The sequence below is a fragment of the Paracoccus pantotrophus genome, from assembly GCF_008824185.1.
GTDB lineage: Bacteria > Pseudomonadota > Alphaproteobacteria > Rhodobacterales > Rhodobacteraceae > Paracoccus > Paracoccus pantotrophus.
This window is the reverse complement of record NZ_CP044423.1, coordinates 619,100-631,999: the sequence shown is the minus strand read 5'-3', so window position 1 is coordinate 631,999 and position 12,900 is coordinate 619,100. Positions and strand designations below refer to the sequence as shown.

General features: G+C 68.1%; 12 protein-coding genes and 1 tRNA gene. 4 read left to right on the top strand and 9 right to left on the bottom strand.

The genetic code is table 11. The annotated features are described in order from the left end of the window. The first annotated feature begins 213 nt into the window (after nt 1-213). Complete coding sequence (locus ESD82_RS03000; RefSeq protein WP_024842631.1) at nt 214-918, top strand: helix-turn-helix domain-containing protein; 705 nt, start codon at nt 214-216, stop codon at nt 916-918. 88 nt (nt 919-1,006) lie between these two features. Then, entirely contained in the window at nt 1,007-2,083 is a 1,077-nt protein-coding gene (gene ada / locus ESD82_RS02995; RefSeq protein WP_147429032.1) for a bifunctional DNA-binding transcriptional regulator/O6-methylguanine-DNA methyltransferase Ada, read from the top strand. 23 nt (nt 2,084-2,106) lie between these two features. On the opposite strand, the gene ESD82_RS02990 is transcribed toward ada, so the two are convergent. Next, entirely contained in the window at nt 2,107-3,297 is a 1,191-nt protein-coding gene (locus ESD82_RS02990; protein WP_024842629.1) for a multidrug effflux MFS transporter, read from the bottom strand. Between the two features lie 393 nt (nt 3,298-3,690). On the opposite strand from ESD82_RS02990, the gene ESD82_RS02985 reads away from it, so the two are divergent. After that, complete coding sequence (locus tag ESD82_RS02985; protein ID WP_231486570.1) at nt 3,691-4,383, top strand: FadR/GntR family transcriptional regulator; 693 nt, start codon at nt 3,691-3,693, stop codon at nt 4,381-4,383. A 207-nt stretch (nt 4,384-4,590) separates the two neighbouring features. Beyond that, nucleotides 4,591-5,550 carry an asparaginase domain-containing protein gene (locus ESD82_RS02980; protein WP_167521689.1) on the top strand — a complete coding sequence of 320 codons (960 nt, stop codon included), beginning with the start codon at nt 4,591-4,593 and terminating at the stop codon, nt 5,548-5,550. Between the two features lie 370 nt (nt 5,551-5,920). Here the strand turns inward: ESD82_RS02980 and ESD82_RS02975 are convergent. The 8 genes from ESD82_RS02975 to sufC all read right to left on the bottom strand — a co-directional run bounded on the left by ESD82_RS02975 (nt 5,921) and on the right by sufC (nt 12,893). Continuing rightward, nucleotides 5,921-5,997, bottom strand: a tRNA-Arg gene (locus ESD82_RS02975). A 53-nt stretch (nt 5,998-6,050) separates the two neighbouring features. Then, nucleotides 6,051-6,707, bottom strand: a complete 657-nt coding sequence (locus ESD82_RS02970; RefSeq protein WP_024842626.1) for a cytochrome b/b6 domain-containing protein — start codon at nt 6,705-6,707, stop codon at nt 6,051-6,053. Further along, a complete protein-coding gene (locus ESD82_RS02965) occupies nt 6,700-8,343 on the bottom strand; it encodes a tetrathionate reductase family octaheme c-type cytochrome (RefSeq protein WP_208852048.1) in 1,644 nt (547 codons plus the stop codon). Before ESD82_RS02965 ends, ESD82_RS02970 begins: the two co-directional genes overlap by 8 nt. 156 nt (nt 8,344-8,499) lie before the next feature. Next, nucleotides 8,500-9,711: a cysteine desulfurase gene (locus ESD82_RS02960; RefSeq protein ID WP_028709806.1), complete on the bottom strand. Its 1,212-nt coding sequence runs from the start codon at nt 9,709-9,711 to the stop codon at nt 8,500-8,502. Beyond that, entirely contained in the window at nt 9,708-10,295 is a 588-nt protein-coding gene (locus ESD82_RS02955) for a YIP1 family protein (protein ID WP_028709807.1), read from the bottom strand. Before ESD82_RS02955 ends, ESD82_RS02960 begins: the two co-directional genes overlap by 4 nt. Continuing rightward, complete coding sequence (locus tag ESD82_RS02950; protein WP_147429034.1) at nt 10,292-10,780, bottom strand: hypothetical protein; 489 nt, start codon at nt 10,778-10,780, stop codon at nt 10,292-10,294. Before ESD82_RS02950 ends, ESD82_RS02955 begins: the two co-directional genes overlap by 4 nt. Further along, nucleotides 10,777-12,138, bottom strand: a complete 1,362-nt coding sequence (locus tag ESD82_RS02945) for a SufB/SufD family protein (protein WP_147429194.1) — start codon at nt 12,136-12,138, stop codon at nt 10,777-10,779. The genes ESD82_RS02950 and ESD82_RS02945 overlap by 4 nt, the downstream gene beginning before the upstream one ends. Then, nucleotides 12,138-12,893 (bottom strand): Fe-S cluster assembly ATPase SufC, encoded by a 756-nt coding sequence (gene sufC / locus ESD82_RS02940; RefSeq protein ID WP_024842620.1) that lies wholly within the window; start codon nt 12,891-12,893, stop codon nt 12,138-12,140. The genes ESD82_RS02945 and sufC overlap by 1 nt, the downstream gene beginning before the upstream one ends. Between the last annotated feature and the right edge of the window lie 7 nt (nt 12,894-12,900).

Genomic DNA, 12,900 nt, shown 5'->3' with positions numbered 1-12,900 from the left:
CCCGGCAGCAATGTTTGATCTGGATCAACTTTGCCCTGACGCCACGCGAAAACCGCCCGCTTTTCGATTATGCGCCGTCAGGATTGGAGCATGCTCAATCCAGTACACGCCATCTGCCCTGTCATTTCATGACAAATATGCCGTCATTGATTGACAAATATCAAGATTTTTGCCAGATTATCCGCGATTCAGACCAATCCTACAGGACAGCCCATGCGCGAAGAGGACCGCAACGACATCCGCAACCTGCCGCTGTTTCGCAACATGACCAGCCCGTGTTTCGACGCGCTGATCCATGCCGCCTACGACCAGGTCTTCCCCGCCCAGCTGGAGCTGATCCGGCAGGGCGAGGTAGCGAATTTCCTGCATGTCGTGCTGGAGGGCGCGGTCGAACTTTACGCCAACTGGCAGGACCGCGACACCACCATGGCCGTGGTCCAGCCGGTCGCCACCTTCATCCTGGCCGCCTGCATGCGCGATGCGCCCTATCTGATGTCGGCGCGCACCCTGCAACGCTCGCGCATCGTGCTGATCCCGGCCGTGGACGTGCGCGCAGCCTTTTCCCGCGACCATGGCTTTGCCCTGGCCACGGTGCAGGAACTGTCCGAAGGCTATCGCAACCTGGTGCGCCATGCCAAGAACCTCAAGCTGCGCAATGCCCGCGAAAGGCTGGGCGCCTATCTGTGGCAGCGCTCGCAAGAGGCCGGGGGGGTGCTGGGTTTCGTGCTGCCGCAGGAAAAGCGGCTGCTGGCCTCTTATTTGGGCATGACGCCGGAAAGCCTGTCGCGCGCCTTCAAGGCGCTGCGCGAGCATGGCGTGCATATCGACGGCATGCGCGTCACCATCACCGACCCGGTCGCGCTGAAGGCGCTGGTCCAGCCCAACACCCTGCTGGACACGGCGCTGAACATCCCCTGACGGCCGGATTTGAGCGCAAGCGGCGGAGTGCGCCGGTCGCCGGCCATGCCTAGATATGCTAAGGACATGCAGCAGAAAGGTTCCCGCCATGGACCGCGCCCAGATCCCGACCGAAAGCGATCCGCGCTGGCAGCAGGTGCTGGCGCGCGACACGGCGGCGGACGGCCGCTTCGTCTATGCCGTACGCACAACCGGCGTCTATTGTCGCCCCTCGTGCCCGTCGCGGCGGGCGAAGCCCGGAAACGTCGCCCTCTATGCCTCGCCGGCCGAGGCCGAGGCGGCCGGTTTTCGCCCCTGCCGGCGCTGCAACCCCAGGGGCGCCTCGACGGCCGAGGCGAATGCCGCGCTGGTCGCCGCCGCCTGCCGCCTGATCGAAGGCGCCGAGACGCCGCCCAGCTTGCAGGCGCTGGCCGATGCCGCGGGGCTGAGCCCGTTCCATTTTCACCGCCAGTTCAAGGCCGCGACCGGGCTGACGCCGCGTGCCTATGCCGCCGCGCATCGCGCCGGCCGGCTGCGCGACCGGCTGGCCCAGGGCGCCAGCATCACCGGCGCGATCTACGAGGCGGGCTTCGGCTCGAACAGCCGCTTCTATGAAGGCGCGGACGGGATGCTGGGCATGACGCCCACGGCCTGGCGCAAGGGCGGCGCGGGCGCCGAGATCCGCTTTGCGCTGGCGCAATGCGCGCTTGGCGCCCTCCTGGTCGCGCAAAGCCGCCGCGGCATCTGCGCCATTGCGCTGGGCGACGACCCCGAGACGTTGTTGCACGACTTCCAGGACCGCTTCCCGGCCGCCGAGCTGATCGGCGGCGATGCCGCCTTCGAGGCGCTGGTCGCCCGCGTCGTCGGCTTCGTCGAGGCACCCGGCATCGGGCTGGACCTGCCGCTGGACATCCGCGGCACCGCCTTCCAGCAGCGGGTCTGGCAGGCCTTGCGCCAGATCCCGCCCGGCAGCACCGCCAGCTATGCGGAAATCGCCCGCCGCATCGGCGCGCCCCGCGCCAGCCGCGCCGTGGCCGCCGCCTGCGCCGCCAATGACATCGCCGTCGCCATCCCCTGCCACCGGGTCGTGCGCAGCGACGGCGCGCTGTCCGGCTATCGCTGGGGCGTGGCGCGCAAGCGCGCGCTGCTGGACCGCGAGGGGTCGGCACAGGACCGCGCCGGGTAGCGCGGCAGCCCCCCGGCGGGAACTCAGGCCAGCAACCGCAGCCGCGGCAGCGAGGCCGCGGCCGCCGCCCAGGCCAGGGCCGCGCAAAGCGTGATCGCCGGCACCATGGTCGCGGCGGTATTGTCCAGGAATGGCCCGGTCGCGGCGATCATCAGCCCGCCCGTCAGCATCTGCAGCGTGCCGCCCAGCGATGAGGCGAGCCCGGCGATGTCGGGATGCGGGTCCAGCGACATGACCATGGCCGTGGGCATCACCAACCCCAGGCAGGCATTGGCCAGAAACAACCCGGCGATGACCACCGCCAGCGCGTCGAACCCCGCCAGCACCACCAGGGTGAGCGCCAGGGACAGCCCGGCAAAGCCGGTGATGGCCAGCGAGATCACCCGCTCCATCCCAAAGCGTTCGGCCAGCCGGCCGGCGAATTGCGAGGCGGTGAAGAAGCCGATGGCATTCACCGCGAAGGCCAGCGAAAACCCGGTCGGGCTGAGCCCGTATTGCCGTGTATAGACGAAGCTCGCCGAGGCCAGGAACACGAAGAAGCTGGCCATGCCGAATCCGCCGATCATGGTCAGCCCCAGGAAGCGCCGGTCGGCCAGCAGCCGCCGCGCCCCGGCCGTCATGACCGCCAGCCGCACCGGCCGGCGCCGATGGGCCGGCAGGGTCTCGGGCAGCGCGAAGAGGATCAGCCCCAGGCTCAGCAAGGCGGCGCCGGCCAGCACGGCGAAGATCTCGCGCCAGCTGCCCCAAGCCATCACCGCCGAGCCGGTCAGCGGCGCCAGCATGGGCGAGACCGAGATCACGATCATGATCGCCGCCATCATCTTGGCCGCCGCGGGCCCGGTCGCCATGTCGCGGATCACCGCGCGCGGCACCGCCATCAGCGTCGCAGCGCCCAGGCCCTGCACGGCGCGGGCCGCGATCAGCCAGCCGATGGTTGGCGCCAGGCTGGCCGCGACGGTGGCGGCCAGAAAGATCGCCACCCCGATCACCAGCGGCTTCTTGCGCCCGACCGCATCGGCCATGGGACCATAGATCATCTGCGCAAAGCCGAAGACGATGAAATACGAGGTCAGGGTCAGCGCCGCCCCGGCCTCGGTGGTGCCAAGGTCGCTCGCCACCTGCGGCAGGGCGGGCAGATACATGTCGATCGCAAAGGGACCGACGGCGGAAAGCAGGCCAAGAAGCAGGGCCATGCGGAACAGGGGATCACGCATCGGAAAACCTGTGAAAGTGCCAGATATGGGGATTGCGGGCGCAGAATCGCGCCAAGGGTCGTTCGCCGCCGCCGGCCCTGACTGCCATACCGCGCCGACAGGTGCAACCCCGCCGATCGCGCCTGCCGGAGTTGATAAATGTTCAGCGCGCCCGGAATCCGGCTTCCCAAAACCCGCAACCGCCGGCAGGATGGGAAACGATTTCCCCGGATTCTGAACGCGGAGCGACGCGGATGAGGATCTATCACCTGATTTTCATGGCGCAGATCGCCGGCCTGGCCGGGCTGCTCGGTGCCGCCATTCTGTACTGGTAGAAGGTTTCCCCCGGACAGCACGTCTTGACAGGTGCGCCTGACATGCAACATTGGCGCCATGAACAAGGTGGCTGATTGGTTGTCCCATAAGAGCCCGGTCAGTCGGAAAAACGCCGCCGAGACGGTGTTCGAGGATCTGCGAGGCGCGATACTGGCCGGCCGCTTGCCGGTCGGCATCCGGCTGCCTTCCGAGGCCAAGCTGGCCGAGCATTACGGCGTCAGCCGCCCGATCATCCGCGAGGCCATGCGCTCGCTGCAGACGCTGGGCCTGACCCGCAGCCGCAGCGGCAGCGGCAGCTTCGTGATCTCGGACCGGCAGGCGCCGGAACTGGCCTATGGCAACTACTCGGCGCGCGAGCTGATCGAGGCCCGCCCCTTCATCGAGATCCCCGCCGCCGGCTGGGCCGCCCTGCGCCGCAGCGAGCAGGACATGGCCCGGCTCTTGCAGCTTTGCGACAGCATGGAGCGGCAAGAGGATGCGCTGAAATGGGTCCGGCTGGATTCGGATTTCCACTGCCTGATCGCCGAGGCCGCCCGCAACCGGCTGTTCGCGCGCATCGTCACCGATTCCCGCGACGCGCTGATGCGGCAGTCCGAACTGGTGAACCTGATGGCCGATCGCCGCGTCACCTCGAACCTGGAGCACCGCCGCATCGCCGAGGCGATCGCCGCCGGGTCCGAGGCCGAGGCGCGCGCCGCCATGCGCGACCATCTCGACGAGGTGGAACAGGCAATGACCTGGATCATCGGCCAACGCCCGGCCAATTCCTGATCTTGCGGTTTCGGGCCTGCCGCGGCAATGATCCGGCCGCTTCCGGCCCGGATGCGCAAGATTGCGCCGGCCGCAGGCGACGGGGCGACTTGACCCCGTCGGCGGCTGTGGTTATCGCAAGCTGTCAGACAGATCGTGGAAAGCCGGGTTCGCCCGGCTGACCGCAGTTCTGCAAGGGAGGCATTGCGCAATCATGCGGCTCGTGTCGTGACCGGAACCGGACGGTTTCCTCTGCTGGCGGTCCTTGCCACCGGCGGCACCATCGCCAGCAGCCGGGGCAAGAACGGCGCCGCCAGCCCCAGCCTGGGGGCGGCGGATCTGCTGGCGCTGCTGCCGCCGATGGCGGTCGATCTGCGCCCGCAAGAGGTTCTGGCCAAGGATTCAGCCAGCCTGACGCTGGCCGACATGCAGCGCATCAGCGATGCGGTGGCGGCCCAGCTGGCCGATCCCGGCATCGCCGGCGTCATCGCCCTGCACGGCACTGATGCGATGGAGGAAACCGCGCTTCTGGTGCAGTTGCAGCACGCTCCGCGCAAGCCGGTCGTGTTCACGGGGGCGCAATTCGCCTCGGACCACCCGCGTTCGGACGGCGCGCGCAACCTGGCCGATGCCGTCCGCACGGCCCTGCACGCACCCCAGTCGGGGGGCGTGACGCTGGCCTTTGGCGGCCGGGCGCTGCCGGTATGGGGGCTTTACAAGTTCACTTCGGACGCGCCGGACGCCTTTCGCCGCGTGGCCGATGAGGGCGCGACCGTCACCCGCCCCCTGCCCGCCCCGGTCGGCGACCTGCGCGTGGACATCGTCGCCGCCCATCCCGGCAGCGACGGGCTGCATCTCGAGGCCAGCCTGGCCGCCGGCGCGCGGGGCATCGTGATCTCGGCGCTGGGATCGGGCAATGCCACGCCCGCGCTGGTCGCCGCCATTGCGCGCGCAAGGGCGCGGGGCGTGGTGGTGGTGGTCTCCAGCCGGGTGCCCGAGGGGCTGCTGTCGCCGATCTATGGCGGCGGCGGCGGCGGCCACGACATGCGGCGCGCAGGCGCCATCCATGCCCGGCTGCTGCGCCCCGGCCAGGCGCGAATCCTGCTGGCGGCAATGCTGGCCAATGGCTGCCCCGAGGCCGAGATCGCCCGCGCCTTCGAATCCGCGCCCGAATCCGTCGCGACCTGAACCCGGCCGCGCCGCCGCGGTCGCGGCCAGGCTTCCCACGGCTATCCCAGCCTGACCCCTGGCAAACGACGCCCTTGAGAAACGACGCGCCCGGAGGAACCCCGTCCAGCCGCTAGCCTGCCCGACGACTGCACCGCGCCGGGTCTCCGCAAAGCCCGCGCAGCCGCCCTTGCCGAGGCCGGCGCAACGGCATCCCAGAGCGGCGCCTGGACCGGGCACGCCAGCGTACAGGAGGCGGCGCATTACACGCGGCAGGCCGACCAGAAGGGGGTTCCCCGTGGGAAAGAGGGAACGGCCAATGGGAAACCGCGTGGAAAACTTTCCAGAATGACAGAAATTATGTTGGAATATCAAATGCCATTTTGGGAAATGGCGCACCCGACAGGATTCGAACCTGTGACCTTCGCCTTCGGAGGGCGACACTCTATCCAGCTGAGCTACGGGTGCCTCAGGCCGGTCCATAGCCGATCGGACCGGCCCCCGCAATGGCAAATCGCCGGTCAGGGCTTCAGGCGCCAGGGTTCCTCGGCGGTGAGATAGGCTTCCTGCTCGGGCGTCAGGTCGACGGTCTCGAACCCGGTCAGCATCGGCTTCACATGTTCGCGGAAACCGTGGCCGATGGTCAGCAGGTAGACATGCGCCACCACGAAGCTGCCGATCGCAAAGGCGGTCAGGATGTGGATGTTGGCCACCGCCCAGATGACCCAGCCAGAAGGGTCGAGATCGTCCCAGAGCCCATAGCCCAGATAGGCGATGCCGCTGAGAAGCACCGCGGGGAACAGCAGCACCTTCAGCGCCAGATAGGCCAGCGCCTGCAAGGGGTTGTGCCGGCGGCGCAGCACCTTGCGATAGGGGTGCTCCTCGCCGCGGAACACGCCCCAGGCATAGAAGCGCGCGACCTGCCACAGCCCGGCCCGGCGCGGGGCGAACTGCCGCCACGCCCCGGTGGTCAGCAGCCAGAAGGCGGTGAAGACCCAGAGCAGCATCAGCGCCACCGCGACGACGGAATGAATCGTCACCGCCAGGCCGAAGGTCAGGATCCCGTGCAGCCCCATGATCCGCAGCCCGGTGAACAGCAGGACCAGGATCGAGGCCGCCTGGCTCCAGTGCCACAGCCGGTTGAAGCGGGTATAGACCAGAACCTTGCGCTCAGCCATGATGCGCCCCCTTTCCCTTCCTGCCCAGCAGGCGCATGAGGCCATGCCCGGCCACCCCCGCCACCACCATCGCCAGCAGGGCCAGCCCGATGATCCCGCCCGGCGGCAGCTTGGTGCCGGGTATATAGACGCCGGCAATTCCGGCCATGCGCCCTTCCGGCCGGTGGCAGGCGCCGCATTTCAGCGCATCCTCGGCCGGCGCGACCATATGGGTGATCGGCCAATACATGCGCGTGTCGACGAAATCGAACTTCCCTGAATAATCGGTGCCCATGTAACGCGCCGCCGCCTGCAGGGCCTTGGCCCAGTCGAAATTCGTCCAGAAGGCGGTATCGGTCTGCGGGCCATAGACCTGGCTGTGCAGAAGCACGTTGCGCTCGGTATCGAAGGCCTGGCGGCCGACCATCCGCTTGAAGGGCCAGATCCGCGCATCCGGATCGCCGGCCGAACCTTCCAGCCGGTTGATCTCGACCGGCAGCGACGGATCGAAGACCGTCTCGGCGGTGGTGTATTCCACGGTGCCGTTGAACCAGCCATAGAAGGGCACCACGTTCTCGGCCCACTCGAAATTGCCCTTGGTGGACAGGTAGGTGTGCAGGTGCTGGCCGTCGGACTGGGTGAACGCCTCCTCGGCGAAGGGCTTGCCGTCCTTGAGCTTGCCGGCGGTGGACCAGTCCCACAGCGTCTTGGTCGCCACGCCGCCGCGGGCAAAGGACGGGATGTGGCAGGTCTGGCAGGCAACGCGGTCGGTATGGTCGTCGAGCTTCATCCCCGTGGGAGTCACCGGATGCGGCCGGTTGCCGTGGCAGCTTTCGCAGGTCGCGGCATCGCGCAGCTGGCCCAGCAGATGCGTGTCAACGATGTCCTTGGCCTCGACGGCATAGCGCGAGCCGGCGACGCGGTGGTCCTCGGTGACATGGCAGGTCTGGCAGGTGAAATTGCCGCCCTGGGGCGACATATGCACATCGGTCGCCAGGTCCGGCCGGATCAGTGCCGAGGACAGGTCGCCATGCTTCACGTTGTCGCCGCCGCCGCCGTAGAAATGGCAGTTGCCGCAATTGTCGCGTCCGGGCGCGCCCACCGATTGCGCCGCCCGCGCCAGATCGACCGGCCTGGCATCGGCGCCGGTGATGGTCTTGGCCCCGGCGGGCACCGGCTCCAGCGGCGGGTGGCCCGCCATGTTGTCGAGCTTGGCATATTGGCCCGAGCGGTCGTGGCAGGCCAGGCAATCGACCCGCGCCGGGTCCGAGGGCGGTGGCTGGCGCACATCGGTCCAGCCATAGCCGGCGTGGCAGGATGTGCAGCGCGCCTCGTTCGAGCCGACATTGCCACAAAACGAATTGATGACGCTGGATTTTCCCAGCTTCTGCCCGGTTTCGGCATGGGTATAATCCCATGTCCAGTGCAGCGTATGCATGACCTGGTTGCCGGCCTCGGTATGGCAGGACAGGCAGGCCTGGGTGACTTCCGGCCCCGATGAGAAGGGCCCCTTCAGCGCCGGAAATTTCGAATGGTCGGCGGTGCTGCCGCTGCCCGGAATGGCAGGCGCCTCCTGCGCCTGCGCCGGCGCGGCCATCGCGGCCGCGACCCAAAAGGCCCATGCGAGCAAACGCATGGCCCGGTATGTCGGTGGCATTTGCCCTCTTCCTCCCAAGGAACGGCCGGTTCGCTACGGCCGAAGAGAGCGCGCTTCCTGGATGCAGATTAGCAATGCCGGCCAGGCGGCGCCAGAATCGGGCGCCGCCGCAAATTGACGCATGCCTTCGCAGAAGCGAATATTACGCCGAAGGGGTCAGGCGAACAGTTCCCGGCAGAAGGACAGCCCGTCGATCAGCGCATCGACCTCGGCGCGGGTATTGTACATGGCGAAGCTGGCGCGCGCAGTGGCGCTGAGGCCAAAGAAGTCCAGCAGGGGCATGGCGCAATGGGTTCCCGCCCGCACGGCGATGCCGCGCTTGTCGAGGATGGTCGAGATGTCATGGGCATGCGCACCCTGCATGGTCATGGAAAAGATCGCGCCCTTGTCCGCCGCGTCGCCCTGCACCGACAGCCAGTTCAGGCTGCGCAGCCGGTCGCGGGCATAGTCGCGCAGGTCGCGCTCATGCGCGGCGATGTTCTCCATGCCCAGGTCCATCAGGTATTCCAGCGCGGCGCCCAGGCCGATCTGGTTGGCGATGCCGGGAGTGCCGGCTTCGAAGCGCAGCGGCGGGTCGGCATAATCGACGCTGTCGCGGGTGACGGTGCGGATCATGTCGCCGCCGCCCATGAAGGGCCGCATCTCGGCCTGCCGTTCGGCCCGGATCCAGATCGCGCCCGAGCCCGAGGGGCCATAGAGCTTGTGCCCGGTGATGCAGTAGAAATCGACGCCGAGCGCCGACAGGTCCACCGGCATATGCACGGCGGCCTGGCTGCCATCGGCCAGCACCGGCACCGAGGTGCCGCGGGCGATGGCGCCGACATCGACCACGGTGCCGGTCACGTTCGACATATGGGTGACGGCGATCAGCTTCGTTTTCGGTCCCACCGCCGCCAGCACCTTTTCGGGCGGCAAGGAGCCGTCGGGCTCGGGCTCGACCCATTTCAGCCGGACGCCCTGGCGCTCGCGCAGGAAATGCCAGGGCACGATATTGGCGTGATGCTCCAGCACCGACAGCACGATCTCGTCACCGGCCTCAAGCCGCGGCGCAGCCCAGCCATAGGAGACGAGGTTGATCCCCTCGGTCGCGCCCGAGGTGAAAATGACCTCATCCTCGCGCGGGGCGTTCAGGAAACGCGCGATGATGGCGCGCACGCGCTCGTAATTCTCGGTCGCGAGGTTGGACAGGAAATGCAAGCCGCGATGGACATTGGCATATTCCGCCTCATAGGCGCGGGTGATGGCGTCGATCACCACGCGCGGTTTCTGCGCCGAGGCGCCATTGTCCAGATAGACCAGCGGCCGGCCGTTCACCTGCCGGGACAGGATTGGGAAATCGGCGCGGACCTTTTCGACGTCGAAGCTCATGGTGTCACCTCGGGGACGATGCCGAATGCCGCCGCGATCAGCGACAGCACGAAGCCAAGCAGGAAAATGCTGCCGATCAGGCCCAGAACCACCTTGCCGGTATTGGTGAACCCGTGCAACGCCTTGGTCATGGTCACGGCAAGATAGAGGAAAAGGCCAAAGGCCAGCATGGAGAGCAGCGTGGCCGAGGCCGGAAACAGCGCCATCATCACCACCTGGACCGCCTGCAAGCCGACCAGCATCAACTCGACCCAGCCGACGATCAGCAGCGCATCGGGGAAGGTGCCGTGGCCGCCGAACAGCCGGCCGATCTGCGCCACGAACAGCGCCGACAGCACCATGGCGCCGAACTGGATACCGGCCAGCGTCATCGGCTCGGACAACATGCGCGAGACGGGATTGTCCACCTCGACCGGGAACAGCAGCAGCGACAGCCCGGCGAGCAGCGTGGACAGCGTCACCGCCAGCAGCAGCACCATCCAGCGCGCCGCCATCGGCAGGTCCAGCCCGCGCAGCACCCCGACGGCCGCATCGGGATCGCGCAGGGTCAGGACCATCAGATCGCCAAGATCGCCCAGTTTCATCTGTTCCCCGCCAATGCCCGCAATCCCGCGCCCCATATCACGAGAAAGCCAAGCCCCGCCACCGCCCGCGTCACGCCAAGCGCCGGGCCGGGACCGACCAGGCCGGCGGTCAGCCCCGCCAGCAGCATCGCCGGAGCCACCGCCAGCAGGGCCCAGAACAGCGCCAGCCGCGAATCCTGCGGCGCGACCGGCCAGGGCGTCAGCCGCGACAGGGCCGAGACCAGCGCCGCCAGCCCATAGGCCAGCAGCGGCATCATGAACATCACCGCCAGCAGCGCCCCGCCCATGCGCGCGGCCAGGGGCACCTCGGGCATGAACTGCGCATCCCGCGCATGGCCCGGAGCCTGCGCGACCAGAAAGACCAGCATCGCCGCCATCAGCACGACGATCAGCGCCCGGTCGGGCATGCCGCGCAGGGACTGCACCACCCTGCCCGGCGCCCACCAGCTTTCCAGGATGCGCGGGACGATGCCGGTCCGGCTCATGCCCTGCCCGGAACGGCCTTGCCCGGCTTGCCCGCGCGCGCCGTCAGCCAGTCTTCCAGCCGGCCCAGGATGTCGTCGCGCAGCCGCTGATCCTCGATCTCGTCCAGCGCATCGGCCAGGAAGGACAGCACCAAGAGCACGATGGCGCGCTCCTTGGGCACCCCGCGCGAGCGCAGGTAGAACAGCGCCGTCTCGTCCAGCGCCCCGGTGGTCGAGCCATGCGAGCATTTCACGTCGTCGGCATAGATCTCCAGCTCGGGCTTGGCGAGGAACTGGCTGCCCTCGTCCAGCAAAAGCCCCTGGCTGATCTGGTAGCCGTCGGTCTTTTGCGCACCGGGCTTGACCAGGATCTTGCCCTGGAAGATGCCCTCGGCCCAGTTCTTCAGCACCTTCTTGAACACCTGGCGGCTTTCGCAGCGCTCGGCGGCATGGGTGACAAAGACGGTGTCGTCGTGGTGGAAGCGGCCGATGTCGCCGTCGCCCAGCACCGCCGCGGCGATATGGGCCACGGCATCGTCGCCGGCGATCTCGATCACCGCCTCGTTGCGCATCATCGTGCCGTTGACCGACAGCGTGAAGGACTTGAACAGCGCCTCGGCGGCGACGCGGGCGAAGATATGGCCCAGCCCCAGCTTGGGATCGTTGGCGCGCTTGGCGCTGATATGGTGGAAGCGGGCGCCGCGGCCCAGCTCGGCCTCGATCACCACATTCGAACGCGCGCCGATCGAGCCGGATTCCAGCAGCGTCAGCTCGGCCCCTTCCTCCAGCTTCACGACGTGATGCAGATGGACATCGGCATCGGCCGCCGAGCGGCGATAGGTGATATGCACCGGCCGCTCGACCTTGCCGGTGACGCGGATCAGCACGCCCTCGGCCGCGGCCAGCGTGTTCAGCGCGGCGAAGGGCCGCTTGACCGGCACCTGCCCGGCGGCTTCCAGCCGGCCGTAAAGCCCGGCCGCCCAGTGATCCGCCCCGGCATCGGCGGCGGCGAGGCTTTCGATCTCGACCCCCTCGGCCTCCAGCGCATCCGAGGCGGCGGCGTCGAAGCGCCCGTCCACGAAGACCAGGTTCAGCCGGTCGATGCCGGTGAACAGGGTGCTTTCATCCGCCGCCGGTTCGACAGGCTGCGGCCGGGCGGCGTTGAAGGGCGCCGGATCGGTATAGCGCCAGTATTCGTCGCGCGCGCCGGGCAGGCCCATGGCCCCCAGCCGCTGCGCCGCATCCTCGCGCGCGGCGCGGGTAAAGCCGCCGCGCGGCAGGTCCAGCGCATCCAGGCGCGCCGCAAGCGCGGCATCGCCGGGACGGGCCTTGCCCTCGACCGCAGGAACCTGCGCGGCAAGAACAGCCGTATCCGCCATCATCCGACCTCCGCCAGCAGATCGCCGTAGCCGTTCTGCTCGACCTCCAGCGCCAGCTCGGGGCCGCCGGTGCGCACGATGCGGCCGTCGGCCATGATATGCACCACGTCCGGTTTGATATGGTCCAGAAGCCGCTGGTAATGCGTGATGACCAGGAAGGCGCGGTCGGGCGAGCGCAGCGCGTTCACCCCCTCGGCCACCAGCCGCATCGCATCCACGTCGAGGCCGGAATCGGTCTCATCCAGGATGCACATGCGCGGCTCGAGCATGGCCATCTGCAGGATCTCGTTGCGCTTCTTCTCGCCGCCCGAGAAACCCACGTTGACCGGACGCTTCAGCATCTCGGCATCGATCTTCAGCGTCGCGGCCTTCTGGCGGATCAGCTTGAGGAAATCGGCCGAGGAAAGCTCCTCCTCGCCGCGCGCCTTGCGCTGCGCGTTCACCGCGGTGCGCAGGAAGGTCATGTTGCCGACGCCGGGGATCTCGACCGGATACTGGAAGGCCAGGAACAGGCCGGCGGCCGCGCGTTCCTCGGGCTCCATCTCCAGCAGGCCCTCGCCGTCCAGCGTCGCCTCGCCCTCGGTCACCTCATAGCCGTCGCGGCCCGAGAGCACATAGGACAGCGTCGATTTGCCCGAACCGTTCGGCCCCATGATGGCGTGGACCTCGCCAGCCGGGACGGTCAGATCGACGCCTTTGAGGATCTGCTTGTCCTCGTCCTCAAGCTTGACGTGCAGATTCTTGATTTCCAGCATGGTTCGT

Excerpts from the sequence above, each read along its gene's own strand:
- ESD82_RS03000 (WP_024842631.1), top strand. The coding sequence starts at position 214 with ATGCGCGAAGAGGACCGCAACGACATCCGCAACCTGCCGCTGTTTCGC.
- ada (WP_147429032.1), top strand. The coding sequence starts at position 1,007 with ATGGACCGCGCCCAGATCCCGACCGAAAGCGATCCGCGCTGGCAGCAG.
- ESD82_RS02990 (WP_024842629.1), bottom strand. The coding sequence starts at position 3,297 with ATGCGTGATCCCCTGTTCCGCATGGCCCTGCTTCTTGGCCTGCTTTCC.
- ESD82_RS02970 (WP_024842626.1), bottom strand. The coding sequence starts at position 6,707 with ATGGCTGAGCGCAAGGTTCTGGTCTATACCCGCTTCAACCGGCTGTGG.
- ESD82_RS02965 (WP_208852048.1), bottom strand. The coding sequence starts at position 8,343 with ATGCCACCGACATACCGGGCCATGCGTTTGCTCGCATGGGCCTTTTGG.
- ESD82_RS02960 (WP_028709806.1), bottom strand. The coding sequence starts at position 9,711 with ATGAGCTTCGACGTCGAAAAGGTCCGCGCCGATTTCCCAATCCTGTCC.
- ESD82_RS02955 (WP_028709807.1), bottom strand. The coding sequence starts at position 10,295 with ATGAAACTGGGCGATCTTGGCGATCTGATGGTCCTGACCCTGCGCGAT.
- ESD82_RS02950 (WP_147429034.1), bottom strand. The coding sequence starts at position 10,780 with ATGAGCCGGACCGGCATCGTCCCGCGCATCCTGGAAAGCTGGTGGGCG.
- ESD82_RS02945 (WP_147429194.1), bottom strand. The coding sequence starts at position 12,138 with ATGGCGGATACGGCTGTTCTTGCCGCGCAGGTTCCTGCGGTCGAGGGC.
- sufC (WP_024842620.1), bottom strand. The coding sequence starts at position 12,893 with ATGCTGGAAATCAAGAATCTGCACGTCAAGCTTGAGGACGAGGACAAG.